Here is a 22446-nt window from a genome sequence, read left to right on the forward strand (position 1 = left end):
CGGCGCTTCATGCTTTTTGCCTGAAAGAGGAAGATGCAATGAACACACCGAGCGATCCGGTCGTCCGCTACGGCGATGGACCCGAGGCCGAGCGCCCGCTCGGACGTTCCATCATGCGCGGTCTGATGAACCGCTGCCCGGCCTGCGGCAACGGCAAGCTCTTCCGCGCCTTCCTGAAACCGGTCGATCATTGCGCCGCCTGCGGCGAGGCGATGCATCACCATCGCTCCGACGACCTGCCGCCCTATATCGTCATCCTGGTCCTCGGCCACGTCCTCGTCGGCGGCTACATGCTGACCGATCTGACCTTCGTGTTGCCGGTATGGGTCCATCTTGCCATATGGGCGCCGATCACGGTCATCGCCGCGCTCGCCTCGATCCAGCCGATCAAGGGCGGCGTCATCGGCCTGCAATGGGCGTTGCGCATGCATGGTTTCGGCGGCGAGAGCGACAGTCCCGATGATTACGAGCTTCCACGGCGGCCGGATTGAGCGCCTTCACCTTCCAGACATATTTAGCGTGTAGTGCCAGCGCTCCACCGACCACCACCGACACGCGGGAGTCAACGATCTTCAACGACTTGACACGGTAAGCTTTTCTTGTCTGAACAGGCTTTACATTCCGCAGATCACATCGGAAATACTGCGAAACGCCGCCCGTCACCTGGATTTGGCACATCTGTGTCCCTTCTATGTGAGGCGAGAGGTCGATTCGCTCGCGCAGCTTTCTAAGGATGGATAAATGTCTCAGCCGAGAACCGGCACACCGGGCGATGTCGAAGAAATCCATTGGCCTTCTCTGGTGGCAGCCATCTCGTCCATTTCAGCCGTCGGCATAGCAATCGGTCTCGGACTCCCGCTTCTCAGCATCATCCTCGAAAAACGCGGCATCTCATCCACTTTGATCGGGCTCAACACGGCGATGGCCGGGATCTCGGCGATGGCCGCGGCACCCGTTACCACCAAGCTCGCTCACAAATACGGCGTTGCGCCGACGATGCTCTGGGCGGTGCTGATTTCGGCGCTGAGTGCGCTCGGTTTCTATTATGCCGAGGATTTCTGGATGTGGTTTCCGCTGCGTTTCGCCTTCCATGGCGCAACGACGACGCTGTTCATCCTCTCCGAATTCTGGATCAACGCCGCCTCGCCGCCATCCAAGCGCGGCTTTGTGCTCGGCATTTATGCGACCGTGCTTTCCCTCGGATTCGCCGCAGGCCCCCTGCTCTTTTCGATACTCGGCAGCGACGGCATCTTTCCCTTCCTGGTCGGCGCGGGCGCCATCCTGCTTGCCGCCATTCCGATTTTCATCGCCCGTGACGAAAGCCCGGTGCTCGAGGAAAAACCGGAGCTGCATTTCATGCGCTACGTCCTGCTGGTGCCGACAGCGACGGCGGCCGTCTTCATCTTCGGCGCGGTCGAAGCTGGCGGGCTGTCACTTTTCCCGATTTTTGCCGTGCGCGCCCAATTCACCGAATCGCAGGCGGCGCTGCTGCTCACCATGATGGGCGTCGGCAACGTCATCTTCCAGATTCCTCTCGGCCTACTCTCCGACCGTATCCGCGACAAGCGACCGCTTCTGGCAGGGATGGCGCTGATGGGCTTTATCGGCTCGATGACGCTGCCGATCCTTGTCAACAACTGGCTGCTGATGGCCGGGATGCTGCTCTTCTGGGGCGGCTGCGTCTCCGGCCTCTACACGGTCGGGCTCAGCCATCTCGGTTCGCGGCTGACGGGCTCCGATCTGGCTGCCGCCAATGCCGCATTCGTCTTCTGTTATGCGATGGGAACCGTGGCTGGGCCACAGGTGATCGGCGCAGCAATCGACGTCGCCGGAAACAATGGTTTTGCCTGGGCGATTGCCGCCTTCTTCGGTCTTTATGCCCTACTTTCCGGCATCAGATTGATGTTCGTTCGAAAACGGACTTGACTTTTCGGGCGGGATTCGTAGTTTCGCGCCAGAATTTGCCGTGGAGCCCTTCCGGCTTCCACGGCTTTCATTTTCTTAAAGGCAGGACGACCATGGCCAAGGCTACAACAATCAAGATCAAGCTGCTGTCGACAGCCGACACCGGTTTCTTCTACGTCACGACGAAGAACAGCCGTACGATGACGGACAAGATGACGAAGACGAAGTATGACCCGATTGCGAAGAAGCATGTCGAGTTCAAGGAAACCAAGATCAAGTAATCACTTGGCCTGAGGGATTTAAAAAAAGCGCGCGCCTCTGGGTTGCGCGTTTTTTATTGCCCGCAGGATGGCCTTGGAAAATGATAGCGCAAACAGACAAACGCCGCCCTTCCATCTTCGGGAAGTGGCGGCGTTTTCTTGAAAGGGGGTCGGCCAGCATGCAAAACGGCACGAGGAACCGTTATGACTTGCCTACTAGCCGACCGACCCCACGACCCAGGAGATGCGGCGGACCTGAGCATCATGGGGTATCGACAGCTCCTCTGCGGGAGCGCTTCTTTTATGAGCGATAATTTGCGCAGAAATGAAAGAAAATCAACAAATTCTTAATGATGAATTTTCCGAGCTTGATTCTATGGTTAAAAGTCCAGTTTTGGAACATACAAAGATTCGACGGCTCCAACTTGACGGCTAAGCCTAATGACGACGGGCTCGAAGAAGTTCGACAATATAACTTGATAACTTAAGCAGCCCCTCCCCTTACGTGAGGTGATGTCGCCACGCTTTATTTGACCCTGTTGGCGGCGGGCGTTTTTTATAGTCTTCATTTCATTTCGGGCTAGGCTCCGGCATTCCGGAGACTGTCGCGCCGCACCATATCCACAGCAACGCCGGGAGTCCATTTTGGGCTACCGGGCTGCAAAATTTGGGCCCGAGTCGCACAGGCGAAGGTTAAAAATCGGTAATAAATCGCTTACCGCAGTGGAAAACCCGCAAATGGCGCGTATGGCACCCAAGTGATTCGTCAGGCAGCCGCTGCGACCACGCGATTGCGGCCGGTATTCTTGGCCTCGTAAAGAGCAAGATCGGCCTGCTTCATCAGCTGGTCCGGGGTCAGCACCGCGCCAATGCGCGAGGCGATGCCGAAGGACGCGGTGACGCTCAGGGCTTCACTTGAGCGCTTCAGCAGGAAGGGAGCGCTTTCGACAGCCGCGCGCAGGCGCTCGGCGACGGCGGCGGCAACTTCCGGCGAGGTGTCCGGCATCACCACGACGAATTCCTCCCCACCGTAACGGCAGGCGAGATCGGCGCCGCGGATGGTCGAACGGACGCGGTTTGCGAATTCGCGCAGCACTTCGTCGCCACCATCATGGCCATACGTGTCGTTCACCTGCTTGAAACGGTCGATATCGGTGATCAGCACCGAAAGCGGCCGCCCCCGCGCCATCGACCGGTTGAAGAGCACGTTCAGGTGATTGTCGAGATAACGTCTGTTGTAAAGGCCAGTCAGCGGATCGGTCACGGCAAGCTCGATCGTCTGCTTGACGCTGGCGCGCAAGCGGTCGTTATAACGCTTGCGACGGATCTGCGTCAGGCTGCGGGCGACGAGCTCGTTGGGATCGACGGGCCGGATGATGTAGTCGTTGACGCCGAGATCAAGCGCGCGAACGACCATGTCGTCAGCCCCCTGCTCGGTGATGATCAGGATTGGCAGGAAGCGTGTGCGCTCCAGCGAGCGAAGTTGCGAGCAGAGGCGAAGCGGGTCGTAATCGTCGAAATTGGCATTGACGATGACGAGATCGAACGTGTTTTCGGCCGCCTCGAAGAGGGCTGCCTGCGGATCGGAGAGCGCAAGCACATCGGCGACGGGCTTCAACGCCCTGACGATGCGCTCTTGCGAATTGGCGCGGCCATCGACCAACAACACCTGGCCGGCCTCGTCGCCACGGCCTTCGCCTGCCCGCATCAGATCGCCCATGCCCATCGTATGAGCGGTGTCGGCGCGGATGCGCAGCTCGTCACTCAACGTCTTCAGCCGCAGGAGGCTCTTCACCCGCGAGATCAACTGCAGATCGTTGACCGGCTTGGTGAGAAAATCGTCGGCGCCGGCCTTCAGACCGCGTACGCGATCGGCCGGCTGGTCGAGTGCGGTGACCATGACGACCGGAATATGGGCGGTCTTCTGACTGGCCTTCAGCCGCTCGCAGACCTCGAAACCATCGATACCGGGCATCATGATGTCGAGCAGGATCAGGTCGACCTGGTTGCGCTCGCAGATTGCCAGCGCTTCGTGACCGTCGGCAGCGGTCATCACGTCGAAATACTCCGCGAGCAGCCGCGCTTCAAGCAGCTTCACGTTGGCCGGAATATCGTCAACCACCAGTATTCGCGCGGTCATAAGCGTCTTTCCGATGCGTCAGGCATCGCCCAGATAGGTCTTGATCGTCTCGATGAATTTCGGAACCGAGATCGGTTTGGAAACATAGGCTTCGCAGCCGCCCTGGCGGATCCGCTCCTCATCGCCCTTCATGGCGAAAGCCGTGACGGCGATGACTGGAATGACGTGCAGCTCGTCATCTTCCTTCAGCCATTTCGTGACTTCGAGGCCGGAGACCTCGGGAAGCTGGATATCCATCAGGATGAGGTCGGGACGATGCTTGCGCGCCAGATCGAGCGCCTCCATGCCATTTCTCGTCTGGATGGTGGTATAGCCGGACGCCTCGATGAGGTCGCGAAAGAGCTTCATGTTGAGCTCGTTATCTTCTACAATCATCACCTGTTTGGGCATGACAAGCTGTCCCTACGTCCGTTCGCGCAGCGGTTCGTCCCATGAGAAAGGCACATGCGGATGAATAGCTCCGTGAAACCGATAGTGCACGCTACCGGTATTTGGTTGAAGAAAAGGTAACTTACCCCTCGAAATGCAAAGCAACTTCAAGACTTCGAAACAACAGGCGGCCGACCCGCACGAGACGGCGATCGCCGTGCTCGGCTGGCTTGCCGCCGATCCCGACATGTTCGGCCGCTTCCTCGCACTCACCGGCGTGGCGCCCGAGCAAGTGCGCAACGCGGTCAACGATCCGGGGTTCCTGTCAGGCATGATGGACTTCCTGATGAACCACGAACCGACGGCGATGGCCTTCTGCTCGGCGAGCGGCCTCAGCCCGGAGACGATAACCGCCGCCTGGCGGCATTTCTCTTCGCCGGGGCTCGATTCGGGAGAATACTGAGCGTGACAGAGCTCGATATTTCGCACATCCGCCTCGGCGAGCGGCCGCTGATCGTCTGCGACGTCGACGATGTCGTGCTGCGGTTCATCGACCCCTTCCAGCTTTTTCTCCAAAGCCTGGGTCACGAATTCCTGCCGCGATCGTTCCGGCTCCACGGCAACATTGTCTCGAAAGCGGACGGCACGGAGATCGAGGGCCGGCAGGTCAGCCGGCTGATCGAAGATTTTTTCGAAGCGCAGGAATTGTGGCAGACGCCGGTCGACCGCGTCGTCGAAACGCTCGGCCGGCTTTCGCAGGACGCCGATATCCTTTTCCTGACGGCGATGCCGCCACGGTTCCAGGATCAGCGCCGCCGCCTGCTGGACAGCGCCGGCCTGCTCTTTCCGCTGCTTGCCAGCGAGCAACCCAAGGGGCCGATCGTCCATGCACTGCATGCCAGCCGCTCCTTTCCCGTCGCTTTCATAGACGATATGGCGCACAATCTGCATTCGGTCAGGGAACACATGGCCGATTGCCTGCTCATTCACCTGATGCCGGACTCGCCCGTCCATCGTTTCGCGCCGGCGGCAGCCGACGACATCACCCGCGCCACAGATTGGGCGCATGCGGCCGAGCTGATCGCGGCCCATTTCCTTTCCGGTACCGTCAACCGCGCAGTTCCAGCCGCATGAGCGGACGGCCGTCCTTGCGTCTGGCAATCGTCTCGAAACCGGCTGCGTCGAAGATTGCCGTCGAGCCGATGCAGAGCGTCACCGATTTCGACTGCTTCACATGATCGATCGGACAGGCTTCGAGCAGTCGCGCGCCCTGGCGCCGGGCATGATCGATCGCGCCGACGAGCAGGCGATGACTTAATCCCCTGCCGCGCAGTTTCGGCAGCAGGAAGAAGCAGCTGACTGCCCAGATAGAGGGATCACGCGCATCCTCCTCCTCCAGCGGCCGCGAGACGGTGCGCGGTGAATTGAACTGCGGCACGTCGTGGCGCGGCCCGACCTGCACCCAGGCGACCGGTCCGCCATCGGCATAACAGAGGATCCCCGGCGGCGGCCCCGCCCCGATCCGTTCGCGCATATGCGTCTTGCGCTCGTCGGCCGTCATCGTCGTCCTCACCGCATGCGGCAAGCGCAGCGCGACACACCAGCAATTATAAAAAGCCCCCTGCGGGCCGAACAGGGTCTCGAAGTCGCCCCATCGGTCTGCCGTCACCGGCTCGAAACGAAGATCTTTATCCAAAGGCAAAGCTCCCGTCCTCTCTTGTGACTCATAAGCTTAAGGCGTAGTGTCGCGCCGTTCAACCTTTGTTCTCACCATGATGCCCGCGCCTGACAAGACACCCGGCTTCTGTCGCGACTGCCTTGCCGAGCAGAAGGGCGAGGCGCGCCGTTGCCTATCCTGCGGCAGCCCGCGCCTGGTGCGCCATCGCGAACTCTATCGACTGACACTTGCCCATATCGATTGCGACGCCTTCTACGCGGCGGTCGAGAAGCGTGACAATCCAGAACTTGCCGATAAGCCGGTCATCATCGGCGGCGGCAAACGCGGTGTCGTCTCCACTGCCTGCTATATCGCCCGCATCCACGGCGTGCGTTCGGCGATGCCGATGTTCAAGGCGCTGGAGGCATGCCCTCAGGCCATCGTCATACGCCCGGACATGGAGAAATATGTCCAGGTTGGGCGCCAGGTGCGCGCGCTGATGCAGGATCTGACGCCGCTGGTGCAGCCACTTTCGATCGACGAAGCCTTCCTGGAACTGGGCGGCACGGAGAGGCTGCATCACGATCCACCGGCGCGTACGCTCGCCAAATTCGCTCGCCGCATCGAAAAGGAGATCGGCATTACCGTTTCGGTCGGGCTTTCCTATTGCAAATTCCTCGCCAAGGTCGCTTCCGACCTGCAGAAGCCGCGCGGCTTTTCCGTCATCGGCCGTGAAGAAGCGGTGGAATTTCTGGCGCCGCGTCCCGTCACCACCATCTGGGGCGTCGGCAAGGCCTTTGCCGCGACGCTGGAGGCGGACGGCATCCGCACCATCGGCCAGCTGCAGCAAATGGAGGAGAACGACCTGATGCGCCGCTACGGCAGCATCGGCCAGCGGCTCGCCCGGCTGTCGCGCGGCATCGACGACCGCGAGGTGCATCTCAACGACGCCGCCAAGAGCGTTTCGGCCGAAACGACCTTCTTCGACGACATCTCGCGCCACGACGATCTGGTGCCGATCCTGCGCAACCTTTCCGAAAAGGTTTCCTGGCGGCTGAAGAAAAACGATATCGCCGGCCAGACCGTGGTGCTGAAAATGAAGAGCGCCGACTTCAAGACGCGCACCCGCAACCGCAAGCTCGAGGACCCGACCCAGCTTGCCGACAGGATCTTCCGCATCGGGCTCGAGCTTCTCGAAAAGGAAACGGACGGGACGAAATTCCGCCTGATCGGCATCGGCGTCACCGATCTCGGCGATGCCGCTCGCGCCGATCCGCCCGACCTGATCGACCGGCAGTCAGGCCGGCGGGCAGCGGCCGAAGCGGCGATGGACAAGCTGCGCGACAAGTTCGGCAAGAACACGGTCGAGACCGGCTACACCTTCGGCAGCAGCAAGCGCGATCACTAGAACATCTCGCGTAAAGCGTACCGCGGCTTTCGAAATGCATTCGAAAAACAATGCCTTAAGATAGACAACTCAAACTTTGATTCATGCGACATGCTTGCCTTTTATCTTATGCGTGTCGTTATCGCGGAAGCGCTGCACCGCTCCGGGCGAGCCGACGAGTCCGGGTTTTAAAATCTTCCTTAAACTTCGTCCCGTAATGTGCCGAACCAGTATTGCGTATGGTTGGGTATCATGTTTTCGCGTCTCGTCTTCGGCCTGGGCTTGCTGTCGGCCACCGCACTCGTGCACCCTGCTCTTGCCGCGGATGCACGCACGCTGCAGATCTTCGTCTCGAAGAACAAGCAGTCGCTTGCGGTTTATGACGGCACCGAGGTCGTCGCGACCTCGAAGGTCTCGACCGGCAAGAACGGCCATACGACACCGAGCGGCATCTTCTCGGTGCTCGAAAAGCAGAAATACCACGAATCCAACCTCTATTCGGCCGCCCCGATGCCATTCATGCAACGGCTGACCTGGTCCGGCATCGCGCTGCACGAATCCAATTCCGTGCCGCGTTATCCGGCCTCGCACGGCTGCGTGCGCATGCCCGGCGCCTTCGCAAAAATGCTCTACCGAATGACCGAGCCCGGCATTCCCGTCATCATCAGCGACGACGAATTGGTGCCGCAGCCGATCGACCATCCGAACCTTTTCCGCCCCGATGCGCCGGCAGCGATGCCGCTGCTTTCGGATGTCGAACTGCGGCCGTCCATAGCCGTCAGTCCCGGGACACCGGTGCAGGTGGCCATGAACGACAGCGCCGCGATGCCGATGCCGGCGGTGTCGCCGGTTACCGCGCCGGAGATCCGGCCGCCATCCGAGCCGATCAGCATGCTGGTCACGCGACGCACGCTGCGCGAGACGGTGATCGACATCCAGACGCTACTCAATCAGCTCGGCTTTTCCGCCGGCGATCCGGACGGCCTGCTCGGTCCGTCGACCGTGCAGGCGATCAACGCCTTCAAGATGCTGCGGCCGGCGGAATTTGCCGGCGACAGCAGCCTGGTCTCCGACGCGTTGCTCAAATCCGTCTATGCCGCAACCGGCAAGGGCGAGCCGCCGAACGGCGTCATTATGGTGCGGCAGGCCTTCAAGCCAATCTTCGAAGCGCCGGTAACGATCGCCGATCCGGGACTGGCGCTCGGCACGCATTTCTTTACGCTGCATGCCGTCGATGAACAGGCCGGCACGGCGGATTGGCTAGGCATCACGCTCGAGAACAATCTCTCCCGCGAGACGATGAAGCGGCTCGGGATCACCAATCAGGAAAGCTCGATCGTCACAGGCAGACCGATCGCCCGTTCGCTCAGCCGCATCACGATCCCCGACGAAACACGCCGCAGGATCGACGCGCTGATCGCGCCCGGCTCGACGTTGACGATCTCCGATACCGGCCTTGGCCGCGAAACCGGCGAAGGCACGGATTTCATCACGATCACCCGGGGGTGATGACTGTCACCCGGTGTTGATCAGGATCAACTGGGTTGATCAGGATCAATCGGGTTGATCAGACAAGCTCGACGTCGACGACGCCGGGGGCGGCGCGAAGGGCGGCAGCAATCTCCGGCGTGATGCGGTATTTCTCCGGCAGCGCCACTTCCACCTCGCGTTTGCCCTCTTCCTTGATGACAATGAAGGAAACCAGACCGTCGCCCTTGGCGTTCAGATGGCCGGCAACCATTTTCAGTGGCCCGGAATCTCTGACATAGACGCGCAGCGCCTTCTGCATCTGCAGCGACTTTTCCTCCAGCGATTGGATCGTCTGGATGCGAAGGCCGATACCCTCCGGTCGCTCCTCACCGGTCGCGGTCAGCAGGAAGGATTTCCCGGACTCGAGCACGTCGCGATACTGGTTCAGCATCTCAGAAAACAGCACCGCCTCGAACTGGCCCGAGGAATCGGAAAAGACAATGATGCCCATCTTGTTGCCGGTGCGGGTCTTACGCTCCTGCTTGGAGATGACGGTTCCGGCAAGGCGCGCATTGGCAGCCCCCTGCTTGATCGCCTGAGAAAACTCGGCAAAGGTCTGCACACGCATCTTCTGCAGGATGTTGTTGTAGGAATCGAGCGGGTGGGCTGTGAGATAGAAGCCCAGCACCTGGAATTCCTTAAGCAGCCGCTCAGAAGCCAGCCAGGGTGAATAGGGCGGCAAGGAGATCTTCTCCGGGCCTGAGTTTAATGCGCTGCCGAAAATGTCCGATTGGCCGCTCAGCTTGTTTTCCTGCGCGCGCTGGGCATAACCGAGGATGCGGTCGAGGCCGGCGGCAAGCTGGGCTCGGTCGGTGCCGAAACAATCGAAGGCGCCGGCATAGATCAGGCTTTCGAGCACGCGGCGGTTCACCTGGCGCGGATCGATGCGCAGGCAGAAATCCTCGATGCTGGCAAAAGGCTTGTCGCCACGCACCTCGACGATGTGGTCGACGGCGGATTCGCCGACGCCTTTGAGGGCGGCCAGCGCATAGTAGATACGATTGTCGCCGGTCTCGAAATGGCGGAAGGAGGTCTGCACCGAAGGCGCGATCACCTCGATGCCGAGCCGCTTGGCGTCCTGACGGAAATCATTGACCTTTTCCGTATTGGACATGTCGAGCGTCATCGAGGCGGCGAGGAATTCGACCGGATAATGCGCCTTCATGTAGGCCGTCTGGTAGGAGACGATGGCGTAGGCGGCGGCGTGCGACTTGTTGAAGCCGTAGTTTGCGAACTTCGCCAAGAGTTCGAAGATGTTGTCGGCTTGCGGCTTCGATACGCCGTTCTTGACGGCGCCGACGACGAAGCGTTCGCGCTGCTGGTCCATCTCCGCCTTGATCTTCTTACCCATGGCGCGGCGCAGAAGGTCGGCTTCGCCAAGCGAATAGCCCGACAGGACCTGGGCGATCTGCATCACCTGTTCCTGGTAGACGATGACGCCCTGCGTTTCCTTGAGCAGGTGGTCGATCATCGGATGGATCGATTCCAGCTCTTCATCGCCGTGCTTGCGGGCATTGTAAGTCGGGATGTTCTCCATCGGGCCGGGGCGGTAAAGTGCCACCAGCGCGATGATGTCCTCGATGCAGTCCGGCTTCATGCCGATCAGCGCCTTGCGCATGCCCGCACTTTCCACCTGGAACACGCCGACCGTCTCGCCGCGCGACAGCATCTCGTAGGTGAGTTTGTCGTCGAGAGGAATGGCCGCAAGATCGACTTTGATGCCGCGCTTGGCGACGAAATCGACGGCGACCTTCAGCACGGTCAGCGTCTTCAGACCGAGGAAGTCGAACTTGACGAGGCCGGCCTGCTCCACCCATTTCATGTTGAACTGGGTGACGGGCATGTCGGAGCGCGGATCGCGATACATCGGCACCAGCTTGGACAGCGGCCGGTCACCGATGACGATGCCGGCGGCATGCGTCGAGGCGTGGCGATAAAGCCCTTCGATCTTCTGGGCGATGTCGAGCAGCCGCGCGACCACCGGTTCCTTCGCCGCCTCCTCCTGCAGCTTCGGCTCCTCTTCGATCGCCTTGGAGAGCGGCGTCGGATTGGCCGGATTGTTCGGCACGAGTTTGCAGATCTTGTCGACCTGGCCGTAAGGCATTTCCAGCACGCGTCCGACGTCGCGAAGTGCGGCGCGCGCCTGCAGCGAACCGAAGGTGATGATCTGCGCCACCTGCTCGCGGCCGTACTTGGCCTGGACGTAGCGGATCACCTCTTCGCGGCGGTCCTGGCAGAAGTCGATGTCGAAGTCAGGCATCGAGACGCGTTCCGGATTGAGGAAGCGCTCGAACAGCAGCGAGAAGCGCAGCGGGTCGACATCGGTGATCGTCAAGGCATAGGCGACCAGCGAACCGGCGCCCGAGCCACGACCGGGACCGACTGGAATATCATGCTGCTTGGCCCATTTGATGAAGTCGGAAACGATCAGGAAGTAACCCGGGAAGCGCATGCGCTCGATGACGCCGAGCTCGAACTCCAGCCGCTCGCGATAATCCTTTTCCTCATAACCGGGCGACATGCCGAGTGTCGAAAGCCGCATGTCCAGCCCTTCCACAGCCTGACGGCGCAATTCGCCCGCCTCGGCGCGTTCGGCCTCCTCGGCCTCGTCGGTGGCGCCCGTGAAACGCGGCAGAATCGGCTTTCGGGTCTTCAACACGAAGGAGCAGCGCCTGGCGATCTCGATCGTATTCTCAAGCGCTTCCGGCAGGTCGGCGAAGAGCTTGGCCATCTCGGCCCGGCTTTTCAGATAATGATCCGGCGTCAGGCGAAAGCGGCTGTCGTCGGAGACGATGGCGTTGTGGGCGACCGCCATCAGCGCGTCATGGGCGTCGTAATCGTCGCGGGTCGGAAAGAAGGCTTCGTTGGTGGCGACCAGCGGAAGATCGTGGGCATAGGCAAGCCCGACGATCTTTTGCTCATGTCGCTTGTCGTAGGTGCCGTGCCGCTGCAACTCGACATAGAGCCTGTCGCCGAAGAGACGCTTCAACGTGAGCAGCCGGGCTTCCGCCTGGGCGGAATGGCCTTCCCTGACAGCCGCGTCGACCGGCCCGGTCAGAGCGCCGGTCAAGGCGATCAGCCCTTCCGTGCCTGCCTCTTCCAGCCAAGAGGCTCTGATATGAATGGCCTGGTTGCTATCGCCGCCGAGATAGGCGCGGCTGACGAGATCGACCAGCCTTTCGTAACCAGCCTCCGTCGCGGCAAGAAGAACGATCGACGGCAGCTTGATCAGGGCCGGCTGACCGCCGCGCTTTTCGCTTTCCAATCCGTCTTCCATGTCGATCGAGACCTGGCAGCCGATGATCGGCTGCAGGCCCTCGTCCATTGCCTTCTGGGAGAATTCAAGGGCGACGAAGAGATTGTTGGTGTCGGTAATGGCGATCGCCGGCTGACTGTCGCCGGTCGCCTTATAGAGGATCTTCTTCAGAGGCAGCGCGCCCTCGAGAAGCGAATAGGCGGAGTGGACCCTCAGGTGGATGAAGCCCGGCGTGCCGCCGGTCGCCTCACCCATTGAACCCTTTTCCGTCTCCGCCATGATATGCCTTCCCAGTCAGCCGAAATGAATCGGATGCATTGTCGGCATTGAGGGCGATGATGTCCAGACGAAGACCCGCGTGCGAACCGCATGACTGCCATGCGATCCCCTGAAAACTTTAGATCGCGATGACGATAAGCGAGAAGCTGGCAACGAACATTGCGATGGAGGTGAATGCTGCGATATCACGGATCATGTCAGTCATCTGGCTCTCCTTTACTCGTTATGTTTTCAATTTGTTCCATCTATGTTCCTATGTCAACAGGAATCTTTTCCTCCGCGCTTGCGTTTGAAAAATGCCGATTCCCGGCTGCGAATCGAGCCCCGCCTCGGCGCTGGCTTTGAACATGCTTTGCGCGACCGGCTCGGCATCGCCTGTCGAACGGATCCGTACAGCGCATCCGATGTCTGATGCACCTGCCCCAAGGCGATCGAGCAATGCTCGCTCTTTTGTTCTTCTTTTGTTCTCAATGTTCTGCTATATCCGTATCAGTGAGGCTGGGAGGAAGATGATAATGATCGACACCGCAATGCTGAGCGACTTCATCGTAGAGGCGAAAGCCGCGACCTATGTCGGCGGCGGCGTGCCTCGCCCGCCCTGCCGGCTGGGTGCCCATGATATCGGCTACTTCAGCGGCGACTGGCGTTATCTCGACAGCTATTTCGGCGGCACCGATTTCGCCGGACAGGAAGTGGTTTGGTTTGCCGGCGAACCCGTCTGGGCGATGAATTATTTCGGCTGCGTCGTCGCGTCCGATCTCATCGACGGCAGAGCCGCCGGAACGGTGATCAAGGCGGCGCTGTCGGCAATGTATCGGGAGGGCCGCTTTCTCGGCGGAATGGAATTCAATCATCCGTTCGGCCGCTATGTCGACCGCAGCGAAGGTGGCTGCGAGCGATTCAGCGGCCATGAATACATCATGGTCGCCGGCCGGAAGGCCTATGTGCTCGATTACCGTGGCGGGCTTGTGACCCCGTAATCGCCTTAGACTAAAACTCTACGACCTTGCCATCGGAGATCGTGACGCGCCGATCCATGCGGCCGGCGAGTTCGTGATTGTGGGTGGCGATGAGGGCAGCAAGGCCGGATTGGCGCACCAGCGCCTCCAGCGCATCGAAGACGTAACTTGCCGTTTCCGGATCCAGATTGCCGGTCGGCTCGTCGGCAAGCAGCAGCGTCGGCGCATTGGCGACGGCACGGGCGATCGCGACGCGCTGCTGTTCGCCTCCGGAAAGTTCAGCCGGGCGATGCGAACCGCGATGGCCGATGCGCATATAATCGAGAAGCTGGCCGGCTCGCTCCCGGGCTTCCTTCCAGGACAGACCGGCGATCAGCTGCGGCATCATGATGTTCTCAAGCGCCGAAAATTCCGGCAGGAGATGGTGGAATTGATAGACGAAGCCGATCTCGCGGCGGCGAATCGCCGTGCGCTTCTCATCGGAAAGGCCATCGCAGGCATGACCGTTGATGGTAACCTCGCCGCCGTCGGGATGCTCGAGCAGGCCGGCGACATGCAGCAGCGTCGACTTGCCGGTGCCGGAGGGGGCGACAAGGGCGACAATCTCCCCTTTCGACAGCGAAAAATCCGCTCCCTTCAGGATCGTGAGCAGCGTATCGCCCTGCCCGTAATGGCGCTCGACGCCGGTAAGATTGAGGACGACGTTTCGATTCATGAATGCGGCATTCCTTATTCGTAGCGCAGGGCCTGCACCGGATCGAGCCTGGAGGCGCGCCATGCCGGGAAGATGGTGGCGATGAAGGAGAGGCTGAGCGCCATGATGACCACCGAGATCGTTTCGCTGATATCCATCTCGGCCGGCAGCTGGCTGAGGAAATAGACCTGCGGATTGAAAATCACGGTGCCGGAGATCCAGGAGAAGAACTGGCGAATGGATTCGATATTCACGCAGACGAGAACGCCGAGCAGCACGCCGGCAAGGGTGCCGACGATACCGATCGCCGCCCCGGTCATGAAGAAGATGCGCATGATGGCGCCGGCGCTGGCTCCCATGGTGCGCAGGATGGCGATATCGCTGCCCTTGTCCTTCACCAGCATGATGAGGCCGGAGATGATGTTGAGCGCCGCCACGAGCACGATCAGCGTCAGGATCATGAACATGACGTTGCGCTCGACCTGGAGTGCGGAGAAGAAGGTCTGGTTGCGCTGGCGCCAGTCGGTGAGGTTGATCTGGCGGCCGGCCGCCTCCTCCACCTTGGGCTTCAGGGCGTCGATATCGTCGGGGTGATCGACGAAGAGCTCGATCGACTGCACCAGCCCGGCGGCATTGAAGTAAAGCTGCGCTTCCTCGAGCGGCATGAAGATGATCGACGAGTCATATTCCGACATGCCGATCTCGAACAGGCCGGAGATCTTGTAGGATTTGACTCGCGGATTGACGCCCATCGGTGTGATGTCGCCTTCCGGCGAGGTCAGGGTGATGAGATCGCCGACGCGCAGACCCATCTGATCGGCCATGCGGGTGCCGATCAGCACGCCTTCACCCGAGGCAAAGCCCACCATGTCGCCGGACTTGATGTTATTAGAGATCGCTTTGAGCTTGGTCAGGTCTTCAGCGCGGACGCCACGCACCAAAGCGCCGGTGCTGCCGCCGGCCTGGGCGGAGGCAAGCACCTGGCCTTCCACCAAGGGCAACGCCATCTTGACGCCGGGCACGGCGGCGAACCTGCTGGTGAGGTCGGCATAATCGGTGAAGGGGCCGTCGACCGGCTGCACGATCATATGACCGTTGATGCCGAGGATGCGCGAGACGAGTTCGGTGCGAAAGCCGTTCATGACGGCCATGACGATGATCAGCGTCGCAACGCCGAGCATGATGCCGACGAAGGAGAAGCCGGCAATCACCGAAATGAAGGCCTCCTTGCGGCGGGCGCGCAGATAACGCCACGCCACGAGGCGCTCAAAGGTGGAAAATGGCTTGCCAGCCGGACCCAAGCCGGATTTTGAACTCCGGTCCACTGCTGCCTCTGCCATTTCGCCTCCGTTTCCTTAAGCCACGAACCTGTTGATCGCCGCTTCGATGGTCATCGTTTCACGAGCGCCGGTCTTGCGGTCCTTCACTTCGACCTCGCCGTTCGCGACCGCACGCGGGCCGGCGATGATCTGGACAGGTACGCCGATCAGGTCGGCGGTCGCGAACTTCGTGCCGGCCCGGTCGTCGGTGTCGTCATAGAGCACATCCTTGCCGGCCTTTCTCAGCGCGGCGTAGATCAGCTCACAAGTATCGTCGCAGGCCTCATCGCCCGCCTTCATGTTGATGACGACGACATCGAAGGGTGCGACCGATGCCGGCCAGATGATTCCGTTGTCATCATGCGATGCTTCGATGATGGCGGGAACAAGGCGTGTCGGACCGATACCGTAGGAACCCATGTGGACGAAGTGTTCCTTGCCGTCGGGCCCCTGGACTTTCGCGCCCATCGGCTCGGAATATTTCGTGCCGAAGTAGAAGATATGGCCAACCTCGATGCCGCGGGCGGAAAGGCGCTCGGCTTCGGGAACGGCGTTGAAGGCAGCCTCGTCGTGCATTTCCGAGGTGGCCGCGTAGAGCGAGGTCCACTTGTCGAAGATCGCCTTCAGGCCTTCGACGCTGTCGAAATCAGTGTTTTCGCCGGGAATATCGAAACCGACGAAGTCCTTATGGCAGAAGACTTCGGATTCGCCGGTATCGGCGAGGATGATGAATTCATGGCTGAGATTGCCGCCGATCGGGCCGGTATCCGCGCGCATAGGGATGGCGCGAAGGCCAAGCCGATCGAAGGTTCTGAGATAGGCGGCGAACATCTTATTATAGGAATGCTCCGCCCCTTCGCGCGTCAGATCGAAGGAATAAGCGTCCTTCATCATGAATTCGCGCGAGCGCATGGTACCGAAGCGCGGCCGGATCTCATCGCGGAATTTCAGCTGGATGTGATAGAGGTTGAGCGGCAAATCCTTGTAGGATTTCACCGAGGAGCGGAAAATGTCCGTCACCATCTCCTCGTTGGTGGGACCATAGAGCATCGGCCGGTCCTGGCGATCCTTGATGCGCAGCATCTCCTTGCCATAGGCATCATAACGGCCGCTTTCCTGCCACAGCTCGGCCGACTGCAGGGTCGGCATCGAAAGCTCGATGGCGCCGGCGCGGTTCTGCTCCTCGCGGATGATGGCGTTGACCTTGTCAAGCACTCGCTTGCCGAGCGGCAACCAGGAATAGATGCCCTGAGACTGCTGGCGGATCATGCCGGCGCGCAGCATCAACCGATGAGAGACGATTTCCGCCTCCTTGGGGTTTTCCTTAAGGATGGGCATGAAGTAGCGAGACAGACGCATGGCGATTCCGGAGCAGTTGAGATCCCGCTGGCGAGCGGAATCGAAGATACATTGTGAATGTGGGAGCGTTCATAGCCGCTTCGCGGGGGGAAGGAAACCCGCAACTGCTGTCGGTCGCCTCCCGGACACGTTAGTTCGCACCCGCAAAATGAAAGGGCGTGAAAAAGCGCGTGTTTATAAGGACTTGAACGAAAATCTTGTCAACAGAAAAATTTTGCTGGTGTGTAGCAAAAATGCAAAAAAAGCTAATGACAAAGCCCAATGTTTGAGCTAGCTTTAGCTCACAAAACAGGCAAGGAAGTTAATTCTTGCCATTTCGCGGTCAAGTCTTGGGAGGATCAGATCTTAGGCGCGCTCGTCGCAGCCCCGGCAACGGTTACAGATCACGCGATACTTAAAACAAGGCTTTTAGCCTTGTTTTTTTTTGGTTTTTTGCCCTCTCCTCCCGTTCAAACTCCAGACGGCTTCCGTAAGGTGAGTCCTCTCATTCCGTTAGGCGAGCTCTCTAAACGCAACACCAGACGCCAATATGCGAGCTGGATTTCCATGATAAGATTTGCATATGCTCAAAGTTTGAGCAAAAGCTATCTCAATAGAAGCTAGGCCCGAGTTGTGGAAGGGCGTCAAAGCCCCAGCCAAAATAGGTGTCGCAGACATACCAGATGCCATAGATCAGCGCCGAGATCAGCGTCGTCAGCGAAAAGACGAAGGCGGCACGAAAGCGGGTGGGTGCGCTTGGCACCGTGCCGAGCACGATATCGTTGTCGTCCGCCTGGGTGCGCAGGCCGATCGGCAGAACGGCGAACAGCGTCATCCACCAGATGATGAAGTAGACGGCGAATCCCTGAAGGAAGGTCTGGAGCATTATCTTTCCCGGTGGTGTCTTGCCGACAGAACGCGTGAAGCGAAGTGCCGCTTGGAGCTGGCGCACTTATACGGCGGAATAGCGTCCAATTCAAAGCGAACGACAGATTTCGCCGCCTGCCGGTCACTCTGCCGCAGTGCCGATTGTATTTGGTTTAGGCTTGTTCGAGTTCGATCAGCGTGCCGAAGAAATCCTTGGGGTGCAGAAAGAGCACCGGCTTGCCATGCGCGCCGGTCTTCGGCTTGATATCGCCAAGCACCCGCGCGCCGGCGGCGACCAGCCGGTCACGGGCGAGGATGATATCGTCCACCTCGTAACAGATATGATGCATGCCGCCGGACGGGTTCTTTTCGAGGAAGGCTGCGATCGGCGAGTCCTGCCCGAGCGGCTGCAGCAATTCGACCTTGGTGTTCGGCAATTCGACGAAGACGACGGTGACCCCGTGTTCCGGCAGAGGCTGCGGCTGCGATACGGCGGCCCCCAGCGTGTCGCGGTAGGCGGCCGTCGCCGATGCGAGGTCGGGGACAGCGATGGCGATGTGGTTTACCCGGCCAAGCATGGTCAGACCTTGGTGACGAAGGCGGTGACAATGGGCTTTTTGCCCCAGGCGTGATTTGCGGCCGCGCGGATGGCACGGCGCACGGCCTCCTGCAGCATGTCGATATCCTTGCGGCGGGCGCGAGGAATGCTTTCGATGGCGCTGATCGCCGCATCGTAGAGCGTGTCTTCCATCTCCTCGCCTTCGTCGTCATAAACCGGCAGGCCGATCGAGACGAGATCGGGATCGCCGAGAATGTCATAACGCGCGTCGAGCACGACGTTGACCGCGACATGGCCGACATAGGAGAGTTTCTTGCGCTCGCCGATGCCCATTTCGTCGAAATCGCCGATCAGGAGGCCGTCCTTGTAGATACGGCCATGCGGTGCTTCGCCGATCACCTCGACCGGCCCTGGCGCCAGCCGCAGGATATCGCCGTTGCGCACCCGCGGCACGATCGCGATGCCGGATTGCTCGGCCAGCTCCTTATGCGCCGTCAGATGCGTCGCCTCGCCATGCACCGGCACGACGATTTTCGGCCGGGTCCACTCATACATCCTCTGCAACTCGTTGCGGCGCGGATGGCCGGAGACGTGGACGAGTGCCTCGGTATCGGTGATGATATGCACGCCCTGTTCGACGAGGCCGTTCTTGATATCCTGGATCGCCTTCTCGTTGCCGGGAATGGCACGCGAGGAAAAGACGACAATATCGCCTGCCGCAAAGGCCACGTTGCGCATCTCGTCACGGGAGAGCTTGGCAAGAGCTGCCCGCGCTTCGCCCTGGCTGCCGGTCAGGATGACGACGACCTTGTCGCGCGGGATATAGCCGTACTCCTCCTCGGAGATGAAAGGTTTGACGCCTTCCATCAGGCCGATATCGCTAGCGACATCGACGACGCGCTTCAGCGAGCTGCCGAGCAACAGCACTTCGCGGCCGGCCGCCTCGGCAGCCTCGGCTACGGTGCGAATACGCCCGACATTCGACGAGAAGGTCGTGATCGCCACCCGGCCCTCGGCATCCTCGATGATTTTGCGCAGGCTTTCCGACACATCCTTCTCGGAGGGCGAAACACCGTCGCGCAGGGCATTGGTGGAATCGCACATCAGCGCCAGCACGCCCTCGTCGCCGAGCTGGCGGAAGCGAGTCTCATCGGTCAGGGGCCCGAGCGAAGGCTCGTGATCGATTTTCCAGTCCCCCGTATGGATGATGTTGCCGGCCGGCGTGCGGATCATCAGCGACATCGGCTCGGGGATCGAATGGTTGACGGCCACACCTTCGATGCTGAAGGGGCCGACATTGATCGTATCGCCCGCCTTGAACGGCGTCACCGGCACTTCGCCGATCGTCGCCTTCTCGAAGTTGCGTTTGGCTTCAAGCAAGCCCGATGTAAAGGCCGAAGCGAAAACCGGAACGTTGAGGCCCGGCCAGAGGTCGGCAAGCGCCCCGTAATGGTCTTCATGGGCATGGGTGATGATGATCGCCTTGAGGTTCTTGCGCTCGCTGGCGAGGAAGCGGATATCGGGCAGTACGAGATCGACGCCCGGCAGGTCAGGTCCGGGAAAAGTGACGCCGCAATCGACCATGATCCACTGGCGATGCTCGGGCGGGCCGTAGCCGTAAAGGGCAAGATTCATCCCGATCTCGCCTACGCCACCCAAAGGCAGGAATACCAATTCGTCCTGTTTCGCCATAATTTTCGTTTTTTCCGCTATCCAAAAAACACATCACCGGCGGCAATAGACATGATCCTGCCAGCGCCGGTATCGAGCATCAACAAGCCATTATCATCAATCCCGGCGAATTGTCCGGAAATCGACCGGTCCGGTAAATTGACCGTGATCTTTTCCCCGACGCCACAGGCGATGGCGCGCCAGCGCGCAGTGATCTCGGCAATGCCGCGGCCCTGATCCCAAATTTCGAGCACATCCGCCATCGCCGCGAAGAGATGAGCGAAGAGTTCCTCCGGCGAAGCCGCGCTCGCATGCTGGCGCAGGCAGGTGACGGGATAAAGCGGATTGTCCGGCATGACCGAGACATTGATGCCGATGCCGACGATCAGCGCATAACGGCCATCCGGCAGCCCTTCGCCTTCGACCAGGATGCCGCAGGTCTTTTTTCTGCCGATGAGAATATCGTTCGGCCATTTGACCTCAAGCGGTTCGCCGCCAGGCGGCAGTACGCTGCGGATGGCCTGGTGAACGGCAACGGCAACCGCCAGCGGCAGCGAGCCGAGGCGCTCCATCGGCGCCGGGTCGATCAGCAGAAGAGACGCGTAGAGATTGCCGCGTTCGGAAACCCAGAGCCTGCCGCGACGGCCGCGGCCGCCGGTCTGCCTTTCGGCCGTCACCCAGAGATTGCCGGGATCCCCCGCCCGGGCTCGGGCGAGGCATTCGCTATTGGTGGACGATGTTTCCGACAGAGCCTCATGCCTGATATCGCCGAGCGATATCCGGCGTCGTCCGTCGGAGGCCATCAGAAGAGCGTCGCGGCGGCAAGCTCTGCCGCGCCACCGATCGGGCCGCCGATGAGCACATAGGCGGTGACGAAGAGACCGGAGAGACCGAAGACCAGCCGCAGGGAAGAAGAGACACGGGCGAATTCGCCGGTCGCCTCATCGAACCACATCAGCTTGATGACGCGCAGATAATAGTAAGCGCCGACGACCGAGGCGAGAACGCCGATGATGGCAAGCGCATAAAGCTTGGCTTCGATCGCAGCAACAAAGACGAAGTACTTGGCAAAAAAACCGGCGAGCGGCGGAATGCCCGCGAGCGAGAACATCAGCGCCGTCAGCACCACAGCCATGAACGGGTTGGTTGTGGAAAGGCCGGCGAGATCGTCGACGTTTTCGACGACGGTGCCGTCCTTGCGGCGCATCGACATGATGATCGCAAAGGTGCCGAGCGTCATGATCATGTAAATGACCATGTAAAGCATGACACCGGAAACACCGGTCTGGTTGCCGGCGGCAAGGCCGACCAGCGCATAACCCATGTGGCCGATCGAAGAATAGGCCATCAGTCGCTTGATGTTCTTCTGGCCGATCGCGGCGAACGAGCCGAGCAGCATCGAGGCGATCGAGATGAAGACGACGACCTGCTGCCAGTCGGCCAGAACCGGCTGGAAAGCGGTGATAACCATGCGTGTCATCATCGCCATGGCGGCAACCTTAGGGGCTGCGGCAAGGAAGGCGGTGACCGGCGTCGGCGCGCCTTCATAAACGTCCGGCGTCCACATGTGGAAGGGAACGGCCGAGATCTTGAAGGCGATGCCGGCGAGGATGAAGACCAAGCCGAAGACGAGGCCGAGCGAACGCGCGCCCTCGACCGAAAGCGCCTGGGCGATCTCGGCGAAATGGGTATGGCCGGTGAAGCCGTAGACCAGCGACATGCCGTAGAGCAGCATGCCGGAGGACAGCGCGCCGAGCACGAAATATTTCAGGCCGGCTTCGGTCGACTTCAGGCTGTCGCGGTTGATCGCGGCGACGACATAAAGCGCCAGCGACTGCAGTTCCAGCGCAAGATAGAGCGAAATCAGGTCGTTGGCCGAGATCATCAGCAGGATGCCGAGGGTCGCAAGCACCAGCAGAACCGGGAACTCGAACTTGTCGAGCTGATTTTCGCGGGCGTGCCCCATCGTCATGAACAGGGCGACCAGCGAACCGATGAGCGCCACCAGCTTCATGAAGCGCGAGAAGCCGTCAGCCATGTAGACGCCGCCGAAGGCGAGGCCTTCCGCCGGCACGAAGAGCAGCCACAGGCCGGATGCGAGCAGCAGGACGATGGCGAGGCCGGTGACGACAAGGCCCGACCGCTCGCCTGAGAAGACGCCGACCATCAACAGGACCAGGGCGCCGACCGCGAGGATGAGCTCCGGCGCGGAAAGATGCAGACTGAGGAGAATTGTTTCAGCGGTCATGTCCGATA

At 60.5% G+C, this 22446-nt stretch carries 20 protein-coding genes; 8 read left to right on the forward strand and 12 right to left on the reverse strand.

The window, feature by feature from the left end:
* Positions 1 to 38 precede the first annotated feature (38 nt).
* The 3 genes from GGD53_RS01460 (at position 39) to rpmG (ending at position 2186) form a co-directional block, all read left to right on the forward strand.
* Positions 39 to 491, forward strand: coding sequence for a DUF983 domain-containing protein (locus tag GGD53_RS01460; RefSeq protein WP_184452915.1), 453 nt, complete (start codon positions 39 to 41; stop codon positions 489 to 491).
* Between the two features lie 250 nt (positions 492 to 741).
* Positions 742 to 1926: an MFS transporter gene (locus GGD53_RS01465; protein WP_184452917.1), complete on the forward strand. Its 1185-nt coding sequence runs from the start codon at positions 742 to 744 to the stop codon at positions 1924 to 1926.
* 92 nt (positions 1927 to 2018) lie between these two features.
* A complete protein-coding gene (rpmG, locus tag GGD53_RS01470; protein ID WP_003587245.1) occupies positions 2019 to 2186 on the forward strand; it encodes a 50S ribosomal protein L33 in 168 nt (55 codons plus the stop codon).
* Between the two features lie 745 nt (positions 2187 to 2931).
* On the opposite strand, the gene GGD53_RS01475 is transcribed toward rpmG, so the two are convergent.
* Together GGD53_RS01475 and GGD53_RS01480 are read right to left on the reverse strand one after the other, a co-directional pair.
* Positions 2932 to 4305, reverse strand: a complete 1374-nt coding sequence (locus GGD53_RS01475; RefSeq protein WP_184452919.1) for a PleD family two-component system response regulator — start codon at positions 4303 to 4305, stop codon at positions 2932 to 2934.
* Between the two features lie 18 nt (positions 4306 to 4323).
* Positions 4324 to 4695 carry a response regulator gene (locus GGD53_RS01480; protein ID WP_003547430.1) on the reverse strand — a complete coding sequence of 124 codons (372 nt, stop codon included), beginning with the start codon at positions 4693 to 4695 and terminating at the stop codon, positions 4324 to 4326.
* Positions 4696 to 4828: 133 nt separating this feature from the next.
* Between GGD53_RS01480 and GGD53_RS01485 the strand changes: the two genes are divergently transcribed.
* On the forward strand, positions 4829 to 5137 hold the full coding sequence (locus tag GGD53_RS01485; RefSeq protein WP_184452921.1) for a DUF3572 domain-containing protein: 309 nt from the start codon (positions 4829 to 4831) through the stop codon (positions 5135 to 5137).
* Positions 5134 to 5808 (forward strand): hypothetical protein, encoded by a 675-nt coding sequence (locus tag GGD53_RS01490; protein WP_184453493.1) that lies wholly within the window; start codon positions 5134 to 5136, stop codon positions 5806 to 5808. The genes GGD53_RS01485 and GGD53_RS01490 overlap by 4 nt, the downstream gene beginning before the upstream one ends.
* Here GGD53_RS01490 and GGD53_RS01495 read toward each other — a convergent pair.
* On the reverse strand, positions 5783 to 6370 hold the full coding sequence (locus GGD53_RS01495) for a GNAT family N-acetyltransferase (RefSeq protein ID WP_184452924.1): 588 nt from the start codon (positions 6368 to 6370) through the stop codon (positions 5783 to 5785). The genes GGD53_RS01490 and GGD53_RS01495 overlap by 26 nt on opposite strands.
* Positions 6371 to 6446: 76 nt before the next feature.
* On the opposite strand from GGD53_RS01495, the gene GGD53_RS01500 reads away from it, so the two are divergent.
* Positions 6447 to 7739 carry a DNA polymerase IV gene (locus GGD53_RS01500; RefSeq protein ID WP_184452926.1) on the forward strand — a complete coding sequence of 431 codons (1293 nt, stop codon included), beginning with the start codon at positions 6447 to 6449 and terminating at the stop codon, positions 7737 to 7739.
* 231 nt (positions 7740 to 7970) lie between these two features.
* Positions 7971 to 9227, forward strand: a complete 1257-nt coding sequence (locus GGD53_RS01505; protein WP_184452928.1) for a L,D-transpeptidase family protein — start codon at positions 7971 to 7973, stop codon at positions 9225 to 9227.
* A gap of 58 nt (positions 9228 to 9285) precedes the next feature.
* Here the strand turns inward: GGD53_RS01505 and dnaE are convergent, their stop codons facing one another.
* Complete coding sequence (gene dnaE / locus GGD53_RS01510) at positions 9286 to 12783, reverse strand: DNA polymerase III subunit alpha (RefSeq protein WP_184452930.1); 3498 nt, start codon at positions 12781 to 12783, stop codon at positions 9286 to 9288.
* 515 nt (positions 12784 to 13298) lie between these two features.
* On the opposite strand from dnaE, the gene GGD53_RS01515 reads away from it, so the two are divergent.
* Entirely contained in the window at positions 13299 to 13763 is a 465-nt protein-coding gene (locus GGD53_RS01515) for a DUF5680 domain-containing protein (protein WP_184452932.1), read from the forward strand.
* A gap of 10 nt (positions 13764 to 13773) precedes the next feature.
* Here the strand turns inward: GGD53_RS01515 and GGD53_RS01520 are convergent, their stop codons facing one another.
* From GGD53_RS01520 to nuoN, 8 genes are all read right to left on the reverse strand, one after another.
* Positions 13774 to 14457 carry an ABC transporter ATP-binding protein gene (locus GGD53_RS01520; RefSeq protein WP_184452934.1) on the reverse strand — a complete coding sequence of 228 codons (684 nt, stop codon included), beginning with the start codon at positions 14455 to 14457 and terminating at the stop codon, positions 13774 to 13776.
* A 14-nt stretch (positions 14458 to 14471) separates the two neighbouring features.
* Positions 14472 to 15776 (reverse strand): lipoprotein-releasing ABC transporter permease subunit, encoded by a 1305-nt coding sequence (locus GGD53_RS01525; RefSeq protein ID WP_184452936.1) that lies wholly within the window; start codon positions 15774 to 15776, stop codon positions 14472 to 14474.
* Positions 15777 to 15791: 15 nt separating this feature from the next.
* Positions 15792 to 17114 (reverse strand): proline--tRNA ligase, encoded by a 1323-nt coding sequence (gene proS, locus GGD53_RS01530; RefSeq protein WP_184452938.1) that lies wholly within the window; start codon positions 17112 to 17114, stop codon positions 15792 to 15794.
* Positions 17115 to 17703: 589 nt separating this feature from the next.
* Entirely contained in the window at positions 17704 to 17979 is a 276-nt protein-coding gene (locus tag GGD53_RS01535) for a DUF1467 family protein (RefSeq protein WP_184452940.1), read from the reverse strand.
* Between the two features lie 154 nt (positions 17980 to 18133).
* A complete protein-coding gene (mce, locus tag GGD53_RS01540) occupies positions 18134 to 18538 on the reverse strand; it encodes a methylmalonyl-CoA epimerase (RefSeq protein ID WP_184452942.1) in 405 nt (134 codons plus the stop codon).
* A 2-nt stretch (positions 18539 to 18540) separates the two neighbouring features.
* Positions 18541 to 20211, reverse strand: coding sequence for a ribonuclease J (locus GGD53_RS01545; RefSeq protein ID WP_184452944.1), 1671 nt, complete (start codon positions 20209 to 20211; stop codon positions 18541 to 18543).
* Between the two features lie 17 nt (positions 20212 to 20228).
* Positions 20229 to 20993: a biotin--[acetyl-CoA-carboxylase] ligase gene (locus GGD53_RS01550; RefSeq protein WP_184452946.1), complete on the reverse strand. Its 765-nt coding sequence runs from the start codon at positions 20991 to 20993 to the stop codon at positions 20229 to 20231.
* The gene (nuoN, locus tag GGD53_RS01555; protein ID WP_184452948.1) at positions 20993 to 22438 is read right to left on the reverse strand and encodes an NADH-quinone oxidoreductase subunit NuoN; all 1446 of its coding nucleotides are present in this window, start codon (positions 22436 to 22438) and stop codon (positions 20993 to 20995) included. Before nuoN ends, GGD53_RS01550 begins: the two co-directional genes overlap by 1 nt.
* Between the last annotated feature and the right edge of the window lie 8 nt (positions 22439 to 22446).

Origin of the sequence: Rhizobium aethiopicum (assembly GCF_014197535.1) — a bacterium.
GTDB classification, from domain to species: domain Bacteria; phylum Pseudomonadota; class Alphaproteobacteria; order Rhizobiales; family Rhizobiaceae; genus Rhizobium; species Rhizobium aethiopicum_A.